The organism is Thauera sp. (assembly GCF_034003485.1).
In the GTDB taxonomy this organism is placed as follows: Bacteria; Pseudomonadota; Gammaproteobacteria; order Burkholderiales; family Rhodocyclaceae; genus Thauera.
On record NZ_JAVEYL010000001.1, the window covers coordinates 82,872 to 105,629 of the forward strand.

22 protein-coding genes and 1 riboswitch are annotated in these 22,758 nt (G+C 65.7%); of the genes, 12 read left to right on the forward strand and 10 right to left on the reverse strand.

What is annotated here, in order from left to right; all coding sequences use genetic code 11:
* Window positions 1–71 precede the first annotated feature (71 nt).
* The 4 genes from argS (at window position 72) to RBT54_RS00455 (ending at window position 3,659) form a co-directional block, all read left to right on the forward strand.
* Complete coding sequence (gene argS / locus RBT54_RS00440) at window positions 72–1,835, forward strand: arginine--tRNA ligase (protein ID WP_320362994.1); 1,764 nt, start codon at window positions 72–74, stop codon at window positions 1,833–1,835.
* Between the two features lie 16 nt (window positions 1,836–1,851).
* Window positions 1,852–2,505, forward strand: a complete 654-nt coding sequence (locus RBT54_RS00445) for an SPOR domain-containing protein (protein ID WP_320362996.1) — start codon at window positions 1,852–1,854, stop codon at window positions 2,503–2,505.
* Between the two features lie 81 nt (window positions 2,506–2,586).
* Window positions 2,587–3,219 (forward strand): thiol:disulfide interchange protein DsbA/DsbL, encoded by a 633-nt coding sequence (locus RBT54_RS00450; protein WP_320362998.1) that lies wholly within the window; start codon window positions 2,587–2,589, stop codon window positions 3,217–3,219.
* Window positions 3,216–3,659, forward strand: coding sequence for a PilZ domain-containing protein (locus RBT54_RS00455; RefSeq protein WP_320362999.1), 444 nt, complete (start codon window positions 3,216–3,218; stop codon window positions 3,657–3,659). Before RBT54_RS00450 ends, RBT54_RS00455 begins: the two co-directional genes overlap by 4 nt.
* 52 nt (window positions 3,660–3,711) lie before the next feature.
* Here RBT54_RS00455 and RBT54_RS00460 read toward each other — a convergent pair whose 3' ends face one another.
* Window positions 3,712–6,330, reverse strand: coding sequence for a TRAP transporter permease (locus RBT54_RS00460; protein ID WP_320363001.1), 2,619 nt, complete (start codon window positions 6,328–6,330; stop codon window positions 3,712–3,714).
* Window positions 6,331–6,465: 135 nt separating this feature from the next.
* Complete coding sequence (locus RBT54_RS00465; RefSeq protein ID WP_320363003.1) at window positions 6,466–7,410, reverse strand: TAXI family TRAP transporter solute-binding subunit; 945 nt, start codon at window positions 7,408–7,410, stop codon at window positions 6,466–6,468.
* 273 nt (window positions 7,411–7,683) lie between these two features.
* Between RBT54_RS00465 and RBT54_RS00470 the strand changes: the two genes are divergently transcribed.
* Window positions 7,684–8,535: a helical backbone metal receptor gene (locus RBT54_RS00470; RefSeq protein ID WP_320363006.1), complete on the forward strand. Its 852-nt coding sequence runs from the start codon at window positions 7,684–7,686 to the stop codon at window positions 8,533–8,535.
* Between the two features lie 218 nt (window positions 8,536–8,753).
* Window positions 8,754–8,840: riboswitch (cyclic di-GMP riboswitch) on the forward strand.
* A 100-nt stretch (window positions 8,841–8,940) separates the two neighbouring features.
* On the forward strand, window positions 8,941–10,743 hold the full coding sequence (locus RBT54_RS00475) for a S8 family serine peptidase (protein WP_320363008.1): 1,803 nt from the start codon (window positions 8,941–8,943) through the stop codon (window positions 10,741–10,743).
* A gap of 102 nt (window positions 10,744–10,845) precedes the next feature.
* Here RBT54_RS00475 and RBT54_RS00480 read toward each other — a convergent pair whose 3' ends face one another.
* The 4 genes from RBT54_RS00480 to RBT54_RS00495 all read right to left on the reverse strand — a co-directional run bounded on the left by RBT54_RS00480 (window position 10,846) and on the right by RBT54_RS00495 (window position 15,311).
* Window positions 10,846–11,499 (reverse strand): PEP-CTERM sorting domain-containing protein, encoded by a 654-nt coding sequence (locus tag RBT54_RS00480; protein WP_320363010.1) that lies wholly within the window; start codon window positions 11,497–11,499, stop codon window positions 10,846–10,848.
* 318 nt (window positions 11,500–11,817) lie between these two features.
* Entirely contained in the window at window positions 11,818–12,312 is a 495-nt protein-coding gene (locus RBT54_RS00485; protein WP_320363298.1) for a putative toxin-antitoxin system toxin component, PIN family, read from the reverse strand.
* A gap of 91 nt (window positions 12,313–12,403) precedes the next feature.
* Entirely contained in the window at window positions 12,404–14,227 is a 1,824-nt protein-coding gene (gene phaC, locus RBT54_RS00490; RefSeq protein ID WP_320363012.1) for a class I poly(R)-hydroxyalkanoic acid synthase, read from the reverse strand.
* 16 nt (window positions 14,228–14,243) lie between these two features.
* Window positions 14,244–15,311: an MBL fold metallo-hydrolase gene (locus RBT54_RS00495; protein ID WP_320363015.1), complete on the reverse strand. Its 1,068-nt coding sequence runs from the start codon at window positions 15,309–15,311 to the stop codon at window positions 14,244–14,246.
* A 175-nt stretch (window positions 15,312–15,486) separates the two neighbouring features.
* Here RBT54_RS00495 and RBT54_RS00500 point away from each other — a divergent pair, with 175 nt between their 5' ends.
* The 6 genes from RBT54_RS00500 (at window position 15,487) to RBT54_RS00525 (ending at window position 20,864) form a co-directional block, all read left to right on the forward strand.
* A complete protein-coding gene (locus RBT54_RS00500) occupies window positions 15,487–15,930 on the forward strand; it encodes a MerR family DNA-binding transcriptional regulator (RefSeq protein WP_320363017.1) in 444 nt (147 codons plus the stop codon).
* Between the two features lie 102 nt (window positions 15,931–16,032).
* A complete protein-coding gene (locus RBT54_RS00505) occupies window positions 16,033–16,500 on the forward strand; it encodes a PaaI family thioesterase (RefSeq protein ID WP_320363020.1) in 468 nt (155 codons plus the stop codon).
* Between the two features lie 42 nt (window positions 16,501–16,542).
* On the forward strand, window positions 16,543–17,685 hold the full coding sequence (can, locus tag RBT54_RS00510; protein ID WP_320363022.1) for a carbonate dehydratase: 1,143 nt from the start codon (window positions 16,543–16,545) through the stop codon (window positions 17,683–17,685).
* 48 nt (window positions 17,686–17,733) lie between these two features.
* Entirely contained in the window at window positions 17,734–18,942 is a 1,209-nt protein-coding gene (locus RBT54_RS00515) for an acetyl-CoA C-acetyltransferase (protein ID WP_320363024.1), read from the forward strand.
* Between the two features lie 81 nt (window positions 18,943–19,023).
* Window positions 19,024–20,157 carry an acyl-CoA dehydrogenase gene (locus tag RBT54_RS00520; RefSeq protein WP_320363025.1) on the forward strand — a complete coding sequence of 378 codons (1,134 nt, stop codon included), beginning with the start codon at window positions 19,024–19,026 and terminating at the stop codon, window positions 20,155–20,157.
* Between the two features lie 284 nt (window positions 20,158–20,441).
* Window positions 20,442–20,864, forward strand: a complete 423-nt coding sequence (locus tag RBT54_RS00525; protein WP_320363027.1) for a hypothetical protein — start codon at window positions 20,442–20,444, stop codon at window positions 20,862–20,864.
* Between the two features lie 13 nt (window positions 20,865–20,877).
* Here the strand turns inward: RBT54_RS00525 and RBT54_RS00530 are convergent, their stop codons facing one another.
* The 4 genes from RBT54_RS00530 to RBT54_RS00545 all read right to left on the reverse strand — a co-directional run bounded on the left by RBT54_RS00530 (window position 20,878) and on the right by RBT54_RS00545 (window position 22,707).
* Window positions 20,878–21,171, reverse strand: a complete 294-nt coding sequence (locus tag RBT54_RS00530) for a type II toxin-antitoxin system RelE/ParE family toxin (protein WP_320363029.1) — start codon at window positions 21,169–21,171, stop codon at window positions 20,878–20,880.
* The gene (locus tag RBT54_RS00535) at window positions 21,159–21,443 is read right to left on the reverse strand and encodes a hypothetical protein (RefSeq protein WP_320363030.1); all 285 of its coding nucleotides are present in this window, start codon (window positions 21,441–21,443) and stop codon (window positions 21,159–21,161) included. Before RBT54_RS00535 ends, RBT54_RS00530 begins: the two co-directional genes overlap by 13 nt.
* A gap of 87 nt (window positions 21,444–21,530) precedes the next feature.
* A complete protein-coding gene (locus RBT54_RS00540; protein WP_320363032.1) occupies window positions 21,531–22,013 on the reverse strand; it encodes an acyl-CoA thioesterase in 483 nt (160 codons plus the stop codon).
* Window positions 22,014–22,194: 181 nt separating this feature from the next.
* On the reverse strand, window positions 22,195–22,707 hold the full coding sequence (locus tag RBT54_RS00545) for a hypothetical protein (protein ID WP_320363034.1): 513 nt from the start codon (window positions 22,705–22,707) through the stop codon (window positions 22,195–22,197).
* Between the last annotated feature and the right edge of the window lie 51 nt (window positions 22,708–22,758).

A 22,758-nucleotide genomic window follows, 5' to 3' on the forward strand; every position in this document is an offset into this window, starting at 1 on the left:
GCTCACATCCTCGCCGGGGCGCGGCCTTGCGTTCCGCTATAATTGCGGGCTTCGAATTCATCCCGAGTGCCATGAGCGCCGATCCCAAAGTCCTGCTGACCGACCTGCTGATGTCCGCGCTGAAGAGCGTGGCGCCCGATCTGGCCGACACCCCCATCCTGCTGGAGCGCCCGAAGCAGGCGAGTCACGGCGATTTCGCCACCAACCTCGCGCTGCAACTGGCCAAGCCGCTCAAGCGTAACCCGCGCGAGCTCGCCGGGCTGCTGCTGGCCGAGCTGCCGCCCTCCAGGCTGGTCGCCAAGGCCGAAGTCGCCGGTGCCGGCTTCATCAATTTCACCCTCGTCGCCGACGCCAAGACCGCGGTCGTCTTCGATGTGCTGGCGAAAGGCGCGGACTTCGGTCGCGGTGCCGCCAAGGGCGTCAAGGTGCAGGTGGAGTTCGTCTCCGCCAACCCGACCGGCCCGCTGCACGTCGGCCACGGTCGCGGCGCGGCCTACGGCGCCTCGCTGTCGGACGTGCTGGCCTTCGCCGGCTATGACGTCACCCGCGAGTACTACGTGAACGACGCCGGCCGCCAGATGGACATCCTGGCGCTTTCGACCTGGCTGCGCTATCTCGCCTTCTTCGGCATCGAGATTCCCTTCCCGCCCAATGCCTACCAGGGCGACTACGTGATCGACATGGGCCGCGACATGCGCGACGCCCATCAGGATCGCTTCGCCCAGGTCACGGTCGAGCAGATCCTCGCCGGCACGCCCGGCCTGCCGCTGGCTGACCGCAAGGACGACGAATCCAAGCAGCAGCGCGAGGAACACCTGGACGCGTTGATCGCGAACGCCAAGAAGCTGCTCGGCGACGACTACGGCTGGGTGCATGGTTTTGCGCTCAACGAGCAGCTCGGCGATGGTCGCGACGACCTCGGCGAGTTCGGCGTGCGCTTCGACAAATGGTTCTCGGAGCAGAGCCTGTTCGACACCGGGCTGGTCGAGCGCGCGGTGACCCAACTCGAGCAGCACGGCCACATCTACCTGCAGGACGGTGCCAGGTGGTTCCGCTCGACCGCCTTCGGCGACGAGAAGGACCGCGTCGTGCAGCGCGAGAATGGCCTGTATACCTACTTCGCCTCCGACATCGCCTACCACCTCAACAAGTACGAGCGTGGCTTCGATCGCGTCATCGACATCTGGGGCGCCGACCACCACGGCTACATCCCGCGCGTGAAGGGCGCCATCGCCGCGCTCGGGCTCGACCCGGCCAAGCTCGAGGTCGCGCTGGTGCAGTTCGCGGTGCTGTACCGCGAAGGGCAGAAGACCTCGATGTCCACCCGCTCGGGCGAATTCGTCACCTTGCGCGAACTGCGCCGCGAAGTGGGCAACGACGCCTGCCGTTTCTTCTACGTGCTGCGCAAGTCCGACCAGCATCTGGATTTCGACCTCGACCTCGCCAAGAGCCAGAGCAACGAGAACCCGGTGTACTACGTGCAGTACGCCCACGCCCGCGTGTGCTCTGTGCTCAACCAGTGGGGCGGCGAGGCTGCCGAGCTCGCTACGGCCGACCTCGGCCTGCTGCAGAACGAGCGCGAGCTCGCGTTGTGCGCGCGCCTGGCCGCCTTCCCCGAGCTGGTGCAGAACGCCGCCGTCGACTACGCACCGCACCAGATCGCGTTCTATCTCAAGGATCTCGCTGCCGACTTCCATAGCTGGTACAACGCCGAGCGCATGCTGGTCGAGGACGAGGCGGTCAAGCTCGCCCGCCTGGCCTTGGCCGCTGCGGTGCGCCAGGTGCTGGTTACCGGCCTGAAGACGCTGGGCGTGTCCGCGCCCGAATCGATGTGAAGCAGGGGGCGAAACCGTGAGTCGAGATCGCAAGCCGGTGCGCAAGGCCGCCCGTGCCCCGGCCAGGAACGCCGGCGGCACGCTGATCGGCATCTTCATCGGCCTGGTGTTCGGCGCGCTGATCGCAGCCGGGGCGGCGTGGTATTTCACCCGCGCAAATCCCTTTCAGCCTACGCCGGCGGCGCCGCGCGTGCAGGCGCCCGCGGACCAGGGGCCGGCATCGCTGCCCGGCAAGCCGGGTGACCGCCCGGTGGTGAAGCAGGACTTCGAGTTCTACAAGATCCTGCCCCAGGGCGACAACGTGCCGTCGCCGACCTCGCCGCAGAGTGCGCAGGCGCAGCCCGTCCCGCCGGTGCCCACCCAGGCCCAGCAGCCGCCCGCGCCGGTGACCGAGGCCGTGCCGCAGCCGGTGCAGCAACCCGCACAGCGTTCGGCCGGGCGCATGTATCTGCAGGTGGGCGCCTTCGAAAACCCGAGCGAGGCCGACAACCTCAAGGCGCGGCTCGCGCTCTCCGGCATCCAGGCCAGCGCGCAACGCACGCAGCTTCCCGATGGCCGGGTGGTGCACCGGGTGCGGATCGGGCCGTACTCGAATCCCGAAGACATGAACCCGATGCGCTCGCGCCTGGCCGAGGCCGGTTTTTCCGCTTCGGTGAGCCGCAATCCCTGACCGTAACGATTCGAATGAAGCAGGCGGGGAACGCCTTCCCGCCTGTTGCGTCACAGCAAACTCTAGTCAACGGAGTACCGCATGAACCGTCGTGATGCCCTCAAGCTGGCCGGCCTGGCCTTCACCCTGCCCGCCGCAAACGTTGCGTGGGCCAATGAGACCTATCAGGTGCTCAACCCTGCGCAGAAAGGCGACGATCCCTCGAAAATCGAAGTGCTCGAGTTCTTCCACTACGGCTGCCCGCACTGCCGCGATTTCGACCCGCTGATCACCGACTGGAAGAAGAAACTGCCCGCCGACGTCGCTTTCCGCGCGGTGCCGGCGGTGTGGAACAACCCTCAACTCGCAGGGCTGGCGCGCCTGTATTACGCGGCCGAGATCTCCGGTGAGCTGGGCGCCCTGCAGAGCGCCATCTTCGTTGCGGTCCAGGATGAAAAGCGCCCGCTCTTCAACGAGGAGCAGGTGCGCGAATGGGTCACGGGCAAGGTCGCCGACCCGGCCAGGTTCATGGAGACCTACAAGTCCTTCGGCGTCGGCTCTCTGGTGCAGCGGTCCGACCAACTCGCCCGCGCGATGAAGATCCAGGGTGTGCCATCGGTCGTCGTCGATGGTCGCTTCGTCACCTCGGCGTCGATGAGCGGCAGCCACGAGAACACCCTGAAGGTTGCCGACGAGCTGATCGCCCGCGTGCGCAAGGAGCGCGAAGGCAAATGAGCGATCAAGACGCCCAGTCCCGGCTGGCCGCACCTGAGCCGGACGTGTCTGACAGTGCCGAACGCCGGTGCATCCAGCGCTTTCTGGCGATGCGCCGCGGCGAGCCTTGGTTCTGGGTCGTCATCGATGGCGAGCGTATCCCGCTGCGCGACATCTCGGTCGATGGTTTTGCGATCACCGCCGAGGCGCCGCCGGCCGCAGGCGAAGCCTTCGATTTCGTTCTTCATCGCGAAGGGGTGCCCGACCAGATCCGCGGTCGGGCGCAGTCGGTCAATTTCATCGCACCCGTCTCTCAGGCGGGTTGCCGATACCTTGAACTGAAAGGCGATGGCATGGAACGCCTGCGCGACTGGCTGATCGCGCTGGTGATCATGAATGCCAGCGTGCGCATCAGCGAGAAGGACGCGGCGGCGATCGTCGCCGGCCCCTCGCTGATCTGACTTTCTGCGGCGGGGCCGGCTCCGACGGCCGCAGGGCTCGCCGTGCGATGCCTCAGGCCTTGACGCGCTCCGCCTCCCTGCGCCGCTGGCGCGGCTTCTGCATCGCGTACACCAGGCCGAGCAGGATGAAGGCCGGCACGAACATCCACTCCTTGGCCGGGCGTTCGCCCGAGGGAATCTCGATCGCGCTGATTGAAAAGCCCTGCTCCAAGCCGAGTTTTTCTGCCTGGCTGCCGAAGCGCACCGCAGCCACCTGGACCTGATCGCCGAGCGTCATCACCGTCAGCCCCATCGCCCCCAGCCGCTCGCTGGCCTTGGCGGCGCGGTCGCCGAGCGGCAGCAGCACGCCCTTCGAGATGTCCTGGCCTTCCAGGTTCATGCCCTCCACCCACACGCGCAGGTTGCCGTTGCGCGGCGCTTCCTCGACCAGGCGGGTGAGCTCGGTGGGCGGGATCTCCTCGTAGGGCGGATACATCATGTCCATCCAGAAGCCCGGGCGGAACAGCGTGAAGGTGACCAGCAGCAGCAGCAGCGACTCATGCAGCCGGCTCTTGGTGATGAAGTAACCCTGGGTCGCCGCCGCGAACATCATGCTCGCCACCGTCGCGGTCACGATCGTCAGGATCAACTGGAAGGTGTTGCCGATGCCGATCAGCAGCAACTGGGTGTTGAAGATGAACATGAAGGGCAGGATCGCCGTCCGCGCGCTGTAGCTGAAGGCGGTGAGGCCGGTCAGCATCGGTTCGCTCTTGGCGATGCCAGCCGCCGCGTACGAGGCCAGGCCCACCGGGGGTGTCACGTCGGCCATCAGGCCGAAATAGAACACGAACAGGTGCACCGCGATCAGCGGCACCAGCAGGCCGGTCTGTGCGCCGAGTTCGACGATTACCGGCGCCATCAGCGTCGACACCACGATGTAGTTGGCCGTGGTCGGCAGGCCCATGCCCAGCACGAGGCAGATGACCGCGACCAGGATCAGCATGATCATCAGGTTGCCGCCCGACAGCACCTCCACCAGCTCGGTCATCGCCAGGCCGATGCCGGTGAGCGTGACCGTACCCACGATGATGCCGGCGGTCGCGGTGGCGATCGCGATGCCGATCATGTTGCGCGCGCCGGTCACCAGGCCGGAGAACAGATCCGAGAATCCCTGTTTTACGGCCGCGCCGACGTCGCCGCTGCGGCGGAAAAGCGCGAACAGCGGGCGCTGGGTGACGAGAATGAACATCAGGAACAGCGTTGCCCAGAAGGCTGAGAGCGCCGGCGAGAGCTGCTCGACCATCAGGTTCCAGATCAGCGCCGCCACCGGCAGCAGGAAGTGCAGGCCGGACTTCAGCGTCGGGCCGATCTCGGGCAGGAACTCCATCTTCTCGTCGGGCTTTTCCATGTGCAGCTCGGGGAAGTTCGCCGCAAAGCGCACCAGCGCCACGTAGGCTGCAAGCATCAGCACGCCGATGACGATGAAGGTGCTTTCACCGAAGACGGTCTTCAGCCAGCCGAAGCCCCAATAGATGATCGCCGACAGGATGACGAGGCCGGAAATGGTCATCATCGTCGTGATCACTGCCCGCTGCCACGGCAGCGGTTCGCGTCGCGGCAGGCCCTGCAGGTCCATCTTCAGCGCTTCGAGGTGGACGATGTAGTACAGCGCGATGTACGAGATCAGCGCCGGCAGGATGGCGTGCTTCATCACCTGCACATAGGTGATGCCCACGTATTCGACCATCAGGAAGGCCGCCGCGCCCATCACCGGCGGCATGAGCTGGCCGTTAACCGACGAGGCCACTTCGACCGCTGCGGCCTTGTCGGCGCGGTAGCCGACGCTCTTCATCAGCGGGATGGTGAAGGTGCCGGTGGTGACCACGTTGGCGATCGACGAGCCGGAGATGAGGCCGGTGCTGGCCGAGGCCACCACCGCCGCCTTGGCCGGGCCGCCGCGCATGTGGCCGAGCAGCGCGATCGCCGACTTGATGAAGTAGGCACCAGCGCCCGCCGTTTCCAGCAGCGCGCCGAACAGCACGAACAGGAAGATGAAGCTGGTCGACACCCCGACCGCCACGCCGAACACGCCCTCGGTGGTCAGCCACATGTGGCTCATGCCCTTGGACAGCGACGCGCCGCGGTGGGCGATCACTTCGGGCATGTAAGGGCCGAAGAAGATATAGACGAGGAACACCGCGGCCAGAATCACCATCGGCAGCCCGAGCGCGCGGCGCGCCGCTTCGAGCAGCAGCAGCATGCCGACCACCGCCGCCGCCAGATCCATGTCGGTCGGCGTGCCCGGACGTTCGGCCAGCTCCTTGTAGAACAGGAACAGGTAAGCCGCACAGAAGGCCGCCACCGCCGCCAGCACCCAGTCCTGCACCGGCACGTAGTCGCGTGGCGAGCGCTTGAGCGCCGGGTACGCGGCAAAGGCGAGGAAGATGGCGAAGGCGAGGTGGATGGCGCGGGATTCGGTGTCGTTGAACACGAACACGCCGAGCGAGAAGGGCAGGGGCGAGGCGATCCAGAGCTGGAACAGCGACCATGCCAGCGCCACCATCAGCAACAACTGGGCCGTGAAGCCGGTTGGCTTGCGTCCGCCGGTGTCTGCCTCGGCGACGATCTTCTTGAGCTCTTCGTCGGACAGCTCGAAGCCGGCCTTGTCCTTGTTTTCGTCGGGGCGGGTCATGAGGGGGCGCCTCTCAGGTTCGTGACGGAGACAAAAAACGGCGGGGACCGGGGGTCGCCGCCGTTTTTACAGCAAAAACCGGCGTCCCGCGCGGGACGCCGGCCGGCGGGATTACATCCAGCCCTTTTCCTTGTATTACTTTACCGCGCCCTCATGCAGCGGGGCGGACAGGCCGTCCTTGATCATGTGCTGCGGGTCGAGGTTGGCGAAGGCCGGGTGCAGCTTCTTGAAGTCCTCGAAGTTCTCGAACACGGCCTTGACCAGGGTGTAGACGGTCTCGGTCGGCACCTTGGCTGAGCTCACGAAGCTCGCCACCACGCCGAAAGTGTCGGTTGCGTCCGGGTTGTTGGCATACAGGCCACCGGGGATCTGCACCTTGGCGAAGTAGGGGTGCTCGGCGACCAGCTTGTCGACCGCCGCGCCGGTGATCGGCACCAGCTTGGCGCCGCAGGTGGTGGTCGGGTCCTGGATGTTGGCCGCCGGGTGGCCGACGACGTAGGCGAAGCCGTCGATCTTGTTGTCGCACAGTGCGGCGCTGTGCTCGTCGGGCTTGAGCTCGGACACCAGCGAGAAGTCGGATTCGGCCATGCCCATCGCCGGCAGCAGCATCGCCATCGTCGCGCGCTGGCCCGAACCCGGGTTGCCGACGTTGAAGCGCTTGCCCTTGAAGTCTTCCATCTTGGTGATGTTGGCCTCCTTGCGCGACAGCACGGTCAGCGGTTCGGGGTGCAGTGCGAACACCGAGCGCAGATCGCTCACCGGGCCGCCATCCTTGAACTGGGCTTCGCCCTTGATCGCGTTGAACTGCACGTCGGACTGGGCCACACCGAAGTCGAGCTCGCCGGCCTTGATCGTGTTCACGTTGTACACCGAGCCGCCGGTGCTCTCGACCGAGCAGCGCAGGCCGTGCTGGGCGCGGTCCTTGTTGATCAGGCGGCAGATTGCGCCGCCGGCCGCGTAATACACGCCGGTGACGCCACCGGTGCCGATCGTGACGAACTTCTGCTGGGCTTGCGCGGGCGCAGCGCCGAGGGTGCCGACAAGTGCAAATGCAGCAGCGAGAGCGGTCAGTTTCTTCATGGAGTTCTCCTGTGAGTGAATCGACACGGGTAGGGAATGGGTGAAGGGGGCGCGGGCGAAGTGTCCGACCACGAAGGCGAAGGCATCGCGCCCGAAATCCGTTTCGGTAAAACCAGTGAGCAAGCTTTGCACAAAACCTGTTGTGATGTCACCCGGGATTTCCCGGAGAGCGCATTGGGGCGGGCTCCCGGGCGGCTCGGGGGTTGGCCTGGCCGCGATTCGTCCTTCGGGTGTCACGCTACAATCGCGGACTCTCAAACCGATCGCAAACATATGGAATCGAACGAACTGTGCGGCACCGGCGACACGCTGGTCGATGCTGCAGGGCAGGCACACCAGCCCGCAGGCAGTGCGGCGCGCATCGTCTCGCTGGTACCCTCGCTCACCGAACTCCTCTTCGACCTCGGCCTGGGCGAGCGCGTGGTCGGGCGTACCGGCTTCTGCGTCCATCCGCGCGAAGCCCTGCGCGCCGTGCCCAAGGTCGGCGGCACCAAGGACGTGAAGCTCGAGCGCATACGCGAGCTCGCGCCCACCCACGTGCTGGTCAACATGGACGAGAACCGGCGCGAGACGGTCGATGAGCTGGCCGCCTTCGTGCCCCACATCGTCGTCACCCATCCCAATACGCCGCAGGACAACCTCGCGCTGTTCGCGCTGCTCGGTGCTCTGTTCGGGGTGGAGGACGCTGCGGCCCGGCTGGCTGACGACCTGCGCGCCGCGCTCGACGAGGCGGCCGCGCTGCGCGCCACGCTGCCCGACGAGCGTGTGCTCTACCTCATCTGGCGCGAGCCCTGGATGACCATCGCCCGCGACACCTACATCGCCGCCACGCTCGCAGCGGTCGGCTGGCACACCCTGCCCGCGGTGGAGGGCGGCGAGACCGGCGCGGCGCGTTATCCCGCCTTTACCTGGGATGCGCCGTGGCTCGCCGGCGTGGAGCGCGTGCTGCTATCGACCGAGCCTTACCGCTTCCGCGCCGAGCATCTTCAGGAAGTCGAACAGCTTGCCGCGCGCCCGGCGCTGCTGGTCGATGGCGAGATGGTTTCGTGGTACGGCAGCCGTGCTGCGGCGGGGGTGCGCTGGTTGTGCGCGCTGCGGCGGGCGCTCGCCGAGCCGAGCGGATGATGCCGCTGTTCTGGCTCCCCGGCTGCAGGCCGCGCCACACCGTCGTTTGCGCGTAAATCACTGTTGCAGCGAGAAAAAGATCACGAAACCCCTAAAGGTTTCCGGGAGTGGGCCGTTGACCCTTGCAGGAGGATATGGAAAGGTAACATCCATTAACAACCGCCAAATTTGCTGCACTGAACAAGTACCATCCGCGCCGGATTTGAATCACCGCCGCGGCCTGAAAAAGGCAAACCCGTCGAAAGTCGGGGACGCAAAATCACCGGTCTACAAGGCTAGCGCCTCATGACAGCGGGATTGCCAGGAAAGTGACGCTGTCCGCTCAGGGACAAGCGCTGCTGTATCTCCACGCGATCTCGAGGTCGAGCCCCAGGGCCGAGACCCAGACACCGCATGGAGCTACAGATGAAAACGCCCGCATCCCTTCGCAAGCCCGTCCTTGCTTCCCTCGTCGTTGCCCTTGGCGCGGCGCTTCTTCCCGCCCAGGCTTTCGCGGCTGACGAGGCGCAATGGGTGCCCGGCCGCCTCCTCGTGCAACCGCGCGCCGGCCTGTCCGAGGCTGAATTCGACAAGATCATCAAGAAGCAGGGCGGTAAGCAGGTCGGCAAGATCGACGGCATCAACGTCCGCGTCATCCAGCTCCCGCCGCAGGCTTCCGAGAAAGCGGTCGCAGCGCTGCTGAAGAACAACAAGCATCTCAAGTTCGCCGAGCGCGACATGCTGGTCAAGCCGAGCACGACCAACGACCCGTACTACGCCAACGGCTGGCATCTGCCCAAGATCGGTACGCCCACTGCGTGGCAGACGAGCTCCGGCAGAAATGTCGTCATCGCCATCCTCGACTCGGGCGTCGATCCTGATCATCCCGACCTTGCCTCCAAGCTGGTGCCGGGCTGGAACACCTACAACAACAACGCGGATACGGCTGACGTCTACGGTCATGGCACCAAAGTGGCGGGCGCTGCCGCGGCGTTGACCAATAACGGTATCGGTGTCGCAGCTGTGGCGAGTGACGCACAGGTGATGCCGATGCGCGTCACCGGAACTGATGGCTGGGCCTCGTACAGCGCGATCGCCAGCGCACTCACCTGGGCGGCCGACCGTGGTGCTCGTGTCGCAAACCTCAGCTTCTATGGTGTCGAGACGAGCTCGTCGGCCCGTAGCGCCGCGCAGTACATGAAGAACAAGGGCGGTCTCGTCGTCACTTCCGCCGGCAACTACGGTGTCGAAGAGACGATCGCGCCCAGCGACACAATGATCACGGTGTCAGCAACCGACAGCAACGACAATAAGGCGAGCTGGTCGAGCTTCGGCAGCTTCGTGGATGTGGCCGCGCCCGGTACAAGCATCTATTCGACGGTCAACGGTGGCGGCTACGGCGCGGTTTCGGGAACGTCCTTCTCCAGCCCGATCACGGCAGGTGTGGTGGCGTTGATGATGTCGGCTAACCCGGCACTCTCGCCTGCCGACCTCGAGAAGGCGCTGTATTCCAGCGCGATCGACTTGGGCGCCGCGGGCTTCGACAAGTACTTCGGCAACGGCCGTGTCGATGCCGCTGCGGCGGTTGCCGCGACCAAGGCGGTAGTCAAGGTCGACAGCACGGCGCCGAGCACCACCATCACGTCGCCGTCGGGCGGCACCAACGTGCAGGGCCTGGTCGCCGTCGATGTGGCCGCGACCGACGATGCCGGCGTGAGTCGTGTCGATCTGTTGGTCAATGGTGTCAAGATCGGCTCGGACACGGCCGCGCCCTACGGGTTCAGCTGGGACAGCGCGCAGACGCCTGATGGCGAAGCCAGTATCACCGCTTACGCGTACGATGCCGCGGGCAACGCCGCGTCGCATAGCGTGAAGGTTTCGGTGGCCAACGCCGTGGTGGAAGAGCCTGTGGTGGAAGAGCCGGTTGTCAGCGACCCGGTCGTCGAAAAGGTCCAGGACGTCGTCGCGCCCGTCGCGAAGCTCGGCAACCCGACGGATGGCAGCGTCATCAGCGGCAACGTCGCCATCACCGGCAGTGCCACGGACGATGTCGGTGTAACCAATCTGCGTCTGCTGGTTGATGGCGGGCAGGTGGCCTCGGTCAGCGGCTCCAGCATCTCCTACCGCCTGAACACCAAGAAGATTTCCGCCGGTTCGCACACGATCACGCTCGAGGCTTACGATGCAGCGGGCAACGTGGGCAGCCACAGCATCCGTGTGACACGCTGAAATCCAGGTTCGCCCCGTTGGTCGTGTGTTGCGAGCCACTCGGGGGCGCCAGCCCAACAAAAACGCCGCAAGATGCGGCGTTTTTGTTGGGAAGAACAGGCATCAGGCGTTGATTTTTCGCCGTGCGAACCACAGACCCATCAGACCAAGACCAAGCAAGCTGAGCGGACCGGGTTCTGGGACTTCTGCTGGCGGAGGTCCGCCGTCGCCGGCGTCGCGGTAATAAACAGAGACGTGGGAGATATTCTTCGACGTTGCGTTCCCATTCTCAGCAACGAATGGGGGCAGCAAGAACGGCGTTTCATAAGTTCCCGAGGTCGTCTCAATCAGGTAACCAACCAAGTTGGTATCGTTGCCATCCTTGAAGATAAACATGATCTCATACATGTTCAGTACAGTTTGGTCGACGGACCATGTGCCTTCAAGCGCCGTGCCAGTGATCGATATGCCTGCATACGGTGTTGAGCCACTCTCAAGGTACTTGCCACCGAATGTCCAAAGCGAATCAGGGTCACTAGCTGTCGCGCCAAAAAAACCCCCTTCATTCACTGCGGTTCCGGCTACATCATCATTTACCTGGCCGTTCAGCGGAGAGAGAATCTCGCAGCCTGCGTTCGTTACGACTTGGCTGCTGATGTCAGGCGTGAGGGAGCTACATTGAATAACCGCAGCCGAGGCAGATGTGCTCATTCCGACGCTCAGCCCTGCGACCAGAGCGGAAGCAATCATGCCGGACAAAAATGTCTTCTTGCTCATATCCTTAACCTCCGGGATGCATGGTCCCTAATTGTTCAAGTAATCCGCCGAGCACCGGTCTCGAGTTTGATGGCAAGTTCTAGATGACTGGCCGCACAATTTCGAAGCAAGACTGGTGCCAGATTGAGGTGCGTAGGAATCTATATATAAAACAGTGGCTTGTTTGAGTGGGGGGAGGGGTGCGCGCACCGAGGGTTCGATCTGTGTAAAAAATACCGACACCCGTTTGACTGGCTCGGGCAATTTGAGCTTGCGAAGCAGGCAAAAACAGTTCGCGAGGCGAGACCTTCGCCATAGGCCAGTGGATGGGCAGGCTGGCTACCCCGCCGCCTTCAAGAGGGTGGTCGAGAGCCTTTCGGGCGTCACGATCGTGAAGCGCCCTTGCACAAGGCGATGACGCGCAAGCCTTAATAAGGCCTTGTCTCGGGTAAGCAGATGCGTAGCATGCACTTCAGCCGCAATCTCGAGAAATTTTTGGTCATCTGGGTCGCTGCAATGGGGTAGCGTCGCCCAGCTATCGGCCAATGCACTGCGCGGTTTCGTAGTGCACGTCATCAAACGGTCGCGATAATCGTCGGTTAGAGCGCCTTGCGCTGTTTGGTTCAGCTTGAACTGCGAGTAGGAGAGCACCCGCCGCAACTCCTCCAGCGCATCCTCCCGGCTGTAGAGCCGGCTGCTCCCCGCCTCGATCCACTTCCGCAGCGCATCCAGCTTGGGATCGCGGAACATCCACAACGCCAGTACCGTATTGGTGTCGAGGACGAGGCGAGGGCGGTCGTCGCCTGAGGCATCCTCATTCCGGGGTGTAAAAATTTCCGACACTTTCCCACCGTTCAGTTCATTGAGCACGCCGTAAACGCAAAAACGGGGAGGGTCACCCCTCCCCGCTTCTACACATCACCGATCAAGCCGCAGCCTTCGCATCAACACGCGCCTTAACGAAGCTGCCCGGCGCGTCTTCCAGCGCCTTCAGCTTGCCCTTGGCGGGGTCGCGCGGGTCGGCCTCGGTGGCGTCGTGGGCGGTGACCCAGGATTGCCAGTCGGTCCACCACGAGCCCGCGTTCTGCTGGGCGCCTTCGAGCCAGGCTTCGCCCGTTTCGGCCAGCTTGGCGGCCGGGTTGACCCAGTAGCCGTACTTGTTGGCCGCCGGCGGGTTGACGATGCCGGCGATGTGGCCGGAACCACCCAGCACGAAGCGCACCGGCGCGGTGAAGCGGCGGGCGCCCATGTAGGTGCTCTTCCACGGCGCGATGTGGTCTTCGATCGCCGAGATGAAGTAGCACGGCACCTTGATCTTGGTGAGGTCGATCGGGGTGCCGTCGATCTCGATGCCGCCCGGCTCGATGAGGCGGTTTTCCATGTACATGGTGCGCAGGTAGAAGCTGTGCATGGCGGCGGGCATGCGGGTGGAGTCCGAGTTCCAGTACAGCAGGTCGAACGGGAACGGGTCCTTGCCCATCAGGTAGTTGCTGACCACGAACGACCAGATCAGGTCGTTGGAACGCAACATGCTGAAGGTGCCGGCCATTTCCGAGCCTTCCAGGTAGCCGCGCTCGAACATCTTCTTCTCGAGGCTGGAGACCTGGCCTTCGTCGATGAACACGCCGAGCTCGCCGGGTTCGGTGAAGTCGGTCATGGTGGTGAAGAAGGTGGCCGATGCGATGCGCTTCTGGCGCTTGGCAGCGAGGTAGGCGAGCGTGGTGGCGAGCAGCGTGCCGCCCAGGCAGTAGCCGGCTGCGTTCACTTCCTTCTCGCCGGTCTGCTGTTCGATGGCGTCGAGCGCGGCGAGCACGCCATCCTTGACGTAGGCGTCGAAGCCGCGGCTGGCCAGGCGCTCGTCGGGGTTGACCCACGAGATCACGAACACGGTGTGACCCTGGTCAACACACCACTTGATGTACGAGTTCTTCTCGCGCAGGTCGAGGATGTAGAACTTGTTGATCCACGGCGGCACGATCAGCAGCGGCTTCTTCAGCACCTTGTCGGTGCTGGGGGTGTATTGCACCAACTGCATCATCTCGGTCTGGAACACGACCTTGCCCGGCGTGGTGGCGACGTTCTTGCCCAGCTCGAAGGCCGTGGTGTCGGTCATCTTGACGCGCAGGTTGCCGCCGCCGTCTTCGACGTCGCGCAGCAGGTTGTTGAGGCCCTTGAGCAGGTTCTGGCCGTGGCTCTTGACCGTCTCGCGGAAGACTTCGGGGTTGGTCATCGCGAAGTTCGACGGCGACAGGGCGTCGATGTACTGGCGGGTGTAGAAGTTGACCTTCTTCTGAGTCTGGTCGTCGAGGCCGTCGACACCGCTCACGGTGTCATGGATGTGACGGGCGGCGATCAGGTACGACTGCTTGATGAAGTCGAACAGGAAGTGCTCTTCCCATTGTTCGTCCTTGAAGCGCTTGTCGCTCTTCTCGGGCGAGGCGATCGGCGATGCGCTGAGGCCGGCGACGCGCATCATCGAGTGCTGCCACAGCGAGAAGTAATCCCACACCAGGTTCATCTGCGACTGGGCGAGCTTGTAGGGGTTGGCCAGCAGCTTGGCCATCATGTCCATGAAGGCCTGGGCGATGCCGAGTTCGTCGGCGGGGGTCGAGACGCCCTTCTTGAGCTGACGATGGACGTGGTCGCTGATGAGGTGCGAGGCGCGGCGGGCGACTTCGGCGTAGGTCTTGGCGACTTCCTGCGGGTCGGGCAGGTCACACTTGGGGGTGTCGGTGCTGGGTGCGGCCATGTGTATGGGGCTCCTGTTATTTGGGGCGGGCTTGGTGGCAAGGGTTGAAACGGATCAGGCCGTTCGCATCGACCTGCCTCGACAGTGCTCCCTGACTCTCGAGGTGGTTGAGGTGGGCAATGGCCTCCCCCATGGCGAACATGACCTGATGGGTATCGAGCGCGCGTGGAAACAGGGTCGGCAACAGTTCGGCGGCGGTGCGCGGTGTGCGGCAGGCAGCCAGCAACACTTCGCAGCGCTCGCGATGATGCTCGACGAGCTGATCAACCCTTGATCGAATACCCTTGAAAGGTTTGCCGTGGGATGGTAGCACGAGCGTGTCGTCGGGAATGTTGCACAATTCCCGCAATGAGCGCAGAAACCAGCCCAGCGGGTCGTCGTGCGGCGTGGCCGCATACACGCTGACGTTGGTGGAAATGCGCGGCAGAAGCATGTCGCCCGAGATGAGCACGCCGAGCTCGGCGCAGTACAGGCTGGCGTGCTCGGGCGCGTGGCCGAAGCCGACGATGACGCGCCAGGTGTGGGCGCCGATGCGTACTTCGTCGCCGTCGAACAGGCGGCGGTAGTGGCCGGGCACTTCGGGCGCGCCGCGGCGGTAGGCGTTGCCGCGGCTGGACAGGGCGTCGTGGCGCTCGTCGGCCAGGCCGTGGCGGCGGAACTGGTCGAGCATGTCGACGACCGAGTAGCCCGGGGTCTGGTGCCAGATCGCCTGCGCGGCGAAGAACTCGCCCTGGGTCATGTGGATGGGGGCGCCGTCGCGCGCCGCAAGCCAGGTGGCCAGCCCGACGTGGTCGGGGTGGTGGTGGGTGACGATGACGCGGCCGATCGGCCTGCCGTCGGCGGCGAGCACGGCGTTCCACGCGTCCTGGGTGTCGGGCGAGGCGTAGCCGCAGTCGATGACGACCACGCGGTCGCCGTCGTCGAGCAGCCACAGGTTGATGTGGTCGAGCGCGAACGGCAGGCGCATGCGCACCCAGCGCACGCCGGGCGCCACTTCAAGTGTGGTGCCAGGGTCGGGCAGGGTGTCGAAGGGGTAGAGGAGGTCGGGTTGGGTCTGAGTGGTTGGGGTCGGGGCTGTGCTCATGGTCTTGTCCTGTCCGGGAGGGCGATCCGGGGGCGGGCAGGCACAGCGCTGCGTGCGCATTGCCCAAAACCCGGGAATCTGCTTAACTTCGGTTCGACTTTTTCGTTATCAGTAATTAAATCAATAAATTGCGTTAGCTTCTGCAGATTCAGGAGGCTGGCCATCGTGACCGAGCATGGGCAACGAACAAACCTTCACCATCACCGAACTCGCGCGCGAATTCGACATCACCCCGCGGGCGATTCGCTTCTACGAGGACCAGGGCCTGCTGACCCCGGCGCGCGTGGGCCGCGCCCGTGTTTATACCAAGGCCGATCGTACCCGCCTCAAATTGACCCTGCGCGGCAAGCGCCTCGGCCTGTCGCTGGCCGAGATCCGCGAGCTGCTCGACATGTACGGCGGCGTGCGCAATTCGGCGCCGCAGTTGCAGCGCTTTCTCACCGCGCTGGCGGTGCGGCGCGCGGCCATGGAACAGCAGCGTCGCGACATCGAAGCGGTGCTCCAGGAGATCGACATGCTCGAGCGCCAGTGCGAGGCCCTGCTTGGCGACAACGCCGAGGGCGCGGCCGCGGCGCGGGCCGAGCTCGTGCGCCGGATCGATCGTGCCAGCGTCGGCTGAGGCCGCCACGAGATTGCCTGAGCGCTTGCATTTTTTCAGTGCCGAGTTTACGTTGACGTAAACGTTAAAACAAGCAGTAAACCGCCGTGAGGAGACCCCAACATGCGACCCGAAATGCCGCAGTTCCAGCCCCGTGATCCGAACTACGCCGAGCGCGTGCGCGCGAGCTTCGGGCTCCAGCACGCGATGAGCCTGATCGGCGCCGAGATGGCGCTGGTCGAGCCCGGTTATGTCGAGATCCATCTGCCGCACAGGCCCGAGATTACCCAGCAGCACGGCTTCATCCACGGCGGCGTGGTCGGCATGATCGCCGACTCGGCCGCGGGCTACGCCGCCAACACGCTGACCCCTGCCGACACCAGCGTACTGACGGTGGAGTACAAGATGAACCTGGTCGCGCCGGCCGACGGTCAGCGCCTGGTGGCGCGCGGCGAGGTGGTGCGTCCGGGACGCACGCTGATCGTGACCCGTGCCGACGTGTATGCGATCCGCGACGAGCAATGGACGCTGTGCGCGATCATGCAGCAGACGATCATGGCGATGCAGGGCAAGAGCGAGCGCGCCGGCTGATGAGGGTGCGTGCATCGGACGAACCGGACCACGGGAGCTGAAATGACTTATCGCCTGCGCGCGCTTGGCGCGTCCGATGTCACCGAGCTGGAGCAGGTGCGCCAGTTCTTCCGCAATTACGCCGCGTGGCTGGGGGTGGATTTCAGCTACCAGGGCTTTGCCGACGAGGTCGCCAACCTGCCGGGCGCCTATGGCGAGGCCGGCGGCCGCCTGTTCTTCGTCGAGATGGACGGCGTGCCCTGCGGCTGCGTGGGCGTGCGCCGGTTCTCGGAGGGCGTGTGCGAGATGAAGCGGCTCTATGTCGACCCCGACATGCGCGGGCGCGGCCTGGGGCGGCAGCTCGCGCTGGCGGCGATCAAGGCGGCGCAGGAGCTGGGCTACCGCCGCATCCTGCTCGACACCCTGCCGGCGATGCGCATCGCGATGAAGCTGTACCGCGAGCTCGGCTTCACCGAGGCGCCGGCGTATTACCCGAGCCCGGTCGAGGGCACGGTCTTCCTCACCCTCGACCTGTCGCAGTGGTCCGAGGACGCGGTCAACAACGAGAACCTCTTCCACCTCTTCGACTACAACCAGGCGTGGTCGCGCCAGATGCAGCAGCTCGACCCCGGCTTCTTCGAGAAGCTGTCGCACCTGCAGAGCCCGGAATACCTGTGGATCGGCTGCTCGGATTCGCGCGTGCCGGCCAACCAGATCGTCGGCCTGCTGCCGGGCGAAGTCTTCGTGCATCGCAACGTGGCCAACGTGGTGGTGCACACCGACCTCAACTGCCTCGCCGTCATCCAGTACGCGGTCGACGTGCTCAAGGTGAAGCACATCATGGTCGTCGGCCACTACGGCTGCGGCGGCGTCAAGGCGGCGCTCGAGCGCGCGCGCGTCGGTCTCGTCGATCTGTGGCTGCGCCACGTGCAGGACGTGCATGTGCGCCACCTGCGCGCGGTCGACACGCTGCCGCCCGAGCTGCGCCACGACCGCCTTTGCGAGCTCAACGTCATCGAACAGGTGGCCAACGTGGCGCAGACCGTGGTCGTGCAGGACGCCTGGCAGCGCGGCCAGCCGCTCACCGTGCATGGCTGGATCTACGGCCTGAAGAACGGCCTGATCCGCGACCTCGGGGTGAATGTGAGCCGCCCGGACGATCTCATGCCGCGCTACGTCGCGGCGCTCGACGCGCTCGGTGGCTGAGCGCGGCACTTGCAACCCAGACCAACACCAATCAATCAGGAGAACCGCATGTCCGATCCCGTCGTCATCGTTTCCGTCGCCCGCACGCCGCTGGGCGGTTTCCAGGGCGATCTCGCCAGCCTGACCACGCCGCAGCTCGGCGCCGTCGCCATCAAGTCGGCGGTGGAGCGCGCGCGCCTCAAGCCCGAGCAGGTCGAAGAAGTGATCATGGGCTGCGTGCTGCCCGCCGGCGTCGGCCAGGCGCCCGCCCGCCAGGCCGCGCTCGGCGCCGGCCTGCCGCTGTCGGCTGGCTGCACCACGATCAACAAGGTGTGCGGTTCGGGCATGAAGGCCACCATGCTGGCGCACGACCTGATCCTCGCCGGCAGCAACGAGATCATGGTCGCCGGCGGCATGGAGTCCATGTCCAACGCGCCCTACCTGCTGCCCAAGGCGCGCGCCGGCTACCGCCTCGGCCACGGCCAGATGTTCGACCACATGTTCCTCGACGGCCTGGAAGACAGCTACTCCAAGGAGAACAAGGGCCGCCTGATGGGCACCTTCGCCGAGGACTGCGCCAGCCACTTCGACTTCACCCGCCAGGCGCAGGACGAATTCGCCATTGCCTCCACCACGCGCGCGCAGGCCGCGATCAGCAACGGCGACTTCACCTGGGAGGTGGTGCCGGTCACGGTGTCGGGCCGCAAGGGCGACGTGGTCGTCGACAAGGATGAGCAGCCGCCGAAGGCGCAGATCGACAAGATCCCGGGCCTCAAGCCCGCGTTCAAGAAAGACGGCACCGTCACGCCGGCCAACTCGAGCTCGATCTCGGATGGCGCCGCCGCGCTGGTGCTGATGCGCAAGTCCACCGCCGACAAGCTCGGCCTCAAGCCGGTCGCCACCATCATTGGCCACGCCACCCACGCGCAGGAACCGGCGCTGTTCACCACTGCCCCGGTGGGCGCGATGCAGAAGGTGCTGGCCAAGGCGGGCTGGTCGACCGACGACGTCGATCTGTGGGAAATCAACGAGGCCTTCGCGGTCGTCACCATGGCGGCGATGCACGAGATGAAGCTGCCGCACGACAAGGTCAACGTCAATGGCGGCGCCTGCGCGCTCGGCCACCCGATCGGCGCCTCGGGCGCGCGCATTCTGGTGACGCTGATCGGCGCGCTGCGCAAGCGCGGCCTCAAGCGCGGCGTGGCCAGCCTGTGCATCGGCGGCGGCGAAGCCACGGCGATGGCGATCGAGGTCGATTCGTCGGTGGCCTGCGGCTGAATCTGATCGACAGGTGCGGGGCCGCTCACGAGGCCGCCCCGCCATGCCCCTAGCAAGGACTTCTACAAGGACAGCAGTGCAATGATTCTGACCCAGGAACAGGAACTCATCCGCGACTCGATGCGCGCCTTCGCGCAGGAGCGCCTGGCCCCCTTCGCCGCCGAATGGGATCGCAACCACACCTTCCCGCGCGAAGCGCTCAACGAGCTCGCCGAACTCGGCGCGCTCGGCATGGTGGTGCCCGAGGAATGGGGCGGTGCCGGCATGGACTACATGAGCCTGGTGCTGACCCTGGAGGAGATCGCCGCCGGCGACGGCGCCACCTCGACCATCGTCAGCGTGCAGAACTCGCTGCCCTGCGGCATCCTCAACCGCTTCGGCAACGACGCGCAGAAGGAAGCCTGGTTGAAATCGCTCGCCCGCGGCGAGAAGCTCGGCTGCTTCTGCCTGACCGAACCGCACGTGGGCTCGGATGCCTCGGCGATCCGCACTTCGGCAGTCCGCGAGGGCGACGAGTGGGTGCTGAACGGCGTCAAGCAGTTCATCACCACCGGCAAGTACGCCGATGTCGCCATCGTCTTTGCCGTCACCGACAAGGCCGCCGGCAAGAAGGGCATCACCTGCTTCCTCGTACCCGCGAGCGCGCCCGGCTACCAGGTCGGCCGCATCGAGGAGAAGATGGGCCAGAAGGCCTCCGACACCACGCAGATCCTGTTCGAGGACTGCCGTATTCCGGCGGATTCGGTGATCGGCAAGGAAGGCGAGGGCTACAAGATCGCGCTGTCGAACCTCGAGGCCGGCCGCATCGGCATCGCCGCGCAGTGCCTCGGCATGGCGCGCGCGGCGCTGGAGGCGGCGGTCAAGTACGCGCAGGAGCGCGAGAGCTTCGGCAAGCCGATCTTCGAGCACCAGGCGGTGAACTTCCGGCTCGCCGACATGGCGACGCAGCTCGAAGCCGCGCGCCAGCTCGTGTGGCACGCGGCCAGCCTCAAGGACGCCGGCCGGCCGTGCCTGAAGGAAGCCTCGATGGCCAAGCTCTTCGCCTCCGAGATGGCCGAGCGCGTGTGCTCGGACGCCATCCAGGTGCACGGCGGCTATGGCTACGTCACTGACTTCCCGGTCGAGCGCATCTACCGCGACGTGCGCGTGTGCCAGATCTACGAAGGCGCCAGCGACATCCAGAAGCTGGTGATCGGGCGCGCGCTGGCGGCTTGACCAGCGTCTGATGGCAGCCGCGGGGCCGGCCTTTTCCGCACGGGGAAGGCCGGCCTCGTGTTTTTTTGGGGGGCGGCGGTCGGCAGCGGATCCGGGTGCCCAGGCCGGGTGGTCCACGCCTGCCACATGCGCGCAGCCGTGACGGGTTGCACACGCAGGTGCCCGAAGCTCTGCGAGCATGAGTCCCAAATCGTTCGCGCTGGCGCACCGTGCGCGCTGCCCCCACAGGTCGCGCAGCGGCGGCGATGCGGACGAATGCGAGCAATGACAGCGAGGCGAATGCCATGGATGCGATCTCTGCCGGAATGAATCCGGTCCCCCGCGAACTGATGCGGTCGGCCGACGTGCGCCAGGCGCAGGCTGCGCAGCAGGAAGCGCAGGTCCAGCGCCCCAGCGACGCAGAAGGCGCAGCCGCGAGCGCGTCCGCGCAACCCAGCGCCGTCGTCACCCTCAGCACTGCTGCGCGCGGCGAAGCGTCGGCGCAGGCCGCGCCCAGCCCCGACAACGGCACCGTGGAAGCACGCGCCGTCGAACAGGCCCGCGCCGCCGCCGCCAACGGCGACGTGCGCAACAACTATTCCGCGCAGCGCGCGCTGGCCTCGTACGAGGCCATGTCGCAGGTCGGCGCCAACGCCGCGGCGCGCCCGCAACAGCAGGAACAGCCGACGCCGCCGGGGCAGAAGGCAGCGGGGGTGCTGCGAAGCTGAGCGCCTCGGTAAGCTACGACCAGTAACCCGCCTCGCGCTGATGGCGGACGGCGAGGATCAGGACGCAGTCTTGCGCGGTTTCGACACTGTAAAGGGCGACGTAACCCGTTCGCCCACGCGAGATGACCAAACCCCGCAGACCATGCTCGGCCGGGCGGCCGATCAAGGGATGGTGGGCGAGGATCGCCACGGCTTCCGCGATCAGGTCGGCCGTTACCGCCGCGGCAGCGGGATCAGTGTCGACAAGAAAGTCCGTCACGCGCTCGAGCTCGTCGAGTGCGCGCGCCGAATAGATCAGCCGCGCCAAGTCTTGGCCTGCGGTCTTGCGGCCTTGCGGTCGGTGACGCGCGCTTTGAGCCAGGCATGCACGTCGGCGGCGTCGTAGCCTTCGCCGGTTGCCAGCATCTGCTCACGAGCGCCGAGCGCCTCGGCGACGAAGCCCGCACGTTGTTCCGCCAGGGTCGCTGCCTGCTCGATGGCCTGCACCATGAAGGCGTGCGGCGAAATGCCCTGTCGCTGGGCGGCTTGCGCGGCACGCTGCCTCAGCGCGTCGGGGAGCTTGAGTGAGGTCGTGGTCATGGTTTTTCCTTGAGGCTTCAGGGTGTTACCAAGGTATCACCATGGATTCAGGGCTGACAAGGCCGCCCGTTGCCCATCAGCCACCCTTTAGTCTCCGCCGTGCACCTCGGCGAACTTGCGCTCCAGCTCGCGCCGCATCGCCCGGCGCACCTCGGCTTCGGCGCAGCGGCGGCGTTCGTCGGCCGTCTGTGGCGACAGTGCCGGCACCTTGGTCGGCCGGCCGTCGTCATCGACCGCGATCATGGTGAAGAAGCAGCTATTCACATGGCGCACGACCTTGGCGCGGATGTCCTCGGCGACGACCTTTATGCCCACTTCCATCGACGAGTTGCCGGTGTGATTCACCGAAGCGAGGAAGGTGACCAGCTCCCCGACCTGGATCGGCTGGCGGAACATCACCTGATCGACGCTGAGCGTGACCACGTAGTGGCCGGCGTAGCGGCTGGCGCAGGCGTAGGCCACCTGGTCGAGCAGCTTGAGGATGGCGCCGCCGTGGACCTTGCCCGAGAAGTTGGCGGTGTCGGGCGTCATCAGGACGGTCATGGTGAGCTGGTGGGCGGGCAGGTCCATTGCGGTGTCTCGGGGGGATGAAGAGGGGGCGCTGCGCTTTGGGGCGATCGGAAGCAGGGCGCCGGGCGTGGTAAACGCCGCGTGAATGCTCGGTTGGGCGGCGAAGTGTCACCCCCGATGAAGCGGGGCGCAAGCCTGGCGTGCGTCGCCTCGCCTCGCCATCCTCGCCCACGGGCTGCGCTTACAGCCGCGCGCACTGATCCTCCTTGTTCCCGCGCACCCGATTGCCGCCGCCGCTCGGCCGGTTCCGGTTCTGCTTGCACTGCAGGTTGCCGTCCACCCGATTGCGGCTGACCCGGATCGCGCCGCGGTTCGAGAACACCTGGATGTCGCCGTCGACCTCGACCCCATCGACCCGCACCGCGCTGCCCTGTTCGAGCTGGATGTTGCCGCCGATACGCGAATTGGCCACCGCGACCTCGCGCGCGCCTTCGGCCTGGATATTGCCTTCAACCCGCACGCCGCGTGCCTGCAGGGTGGCGCCACGGCCGACCTTGATGTTGCCGTCGATGCGCGTGCCGTCGAGCGTGCAGCGCTTGCCTGCCGGTACGCGCAGGTCGCCGTCGATGGCGGCGCGGCCCATGCGGCCGTTGCAGTCGATCTCGTCGGCGAGGGCAGGGGTGGCGAGCAGCGCGCTGCAGACGATGAGGGTTGCCACGTGCAGCAGGGCGGGCAAGGGGAGGAGCTTCGTCATTGTCGTCTCCGGTCTGGGGTGAAGGGATGCATTTGAGTGCGTGGCGACTGG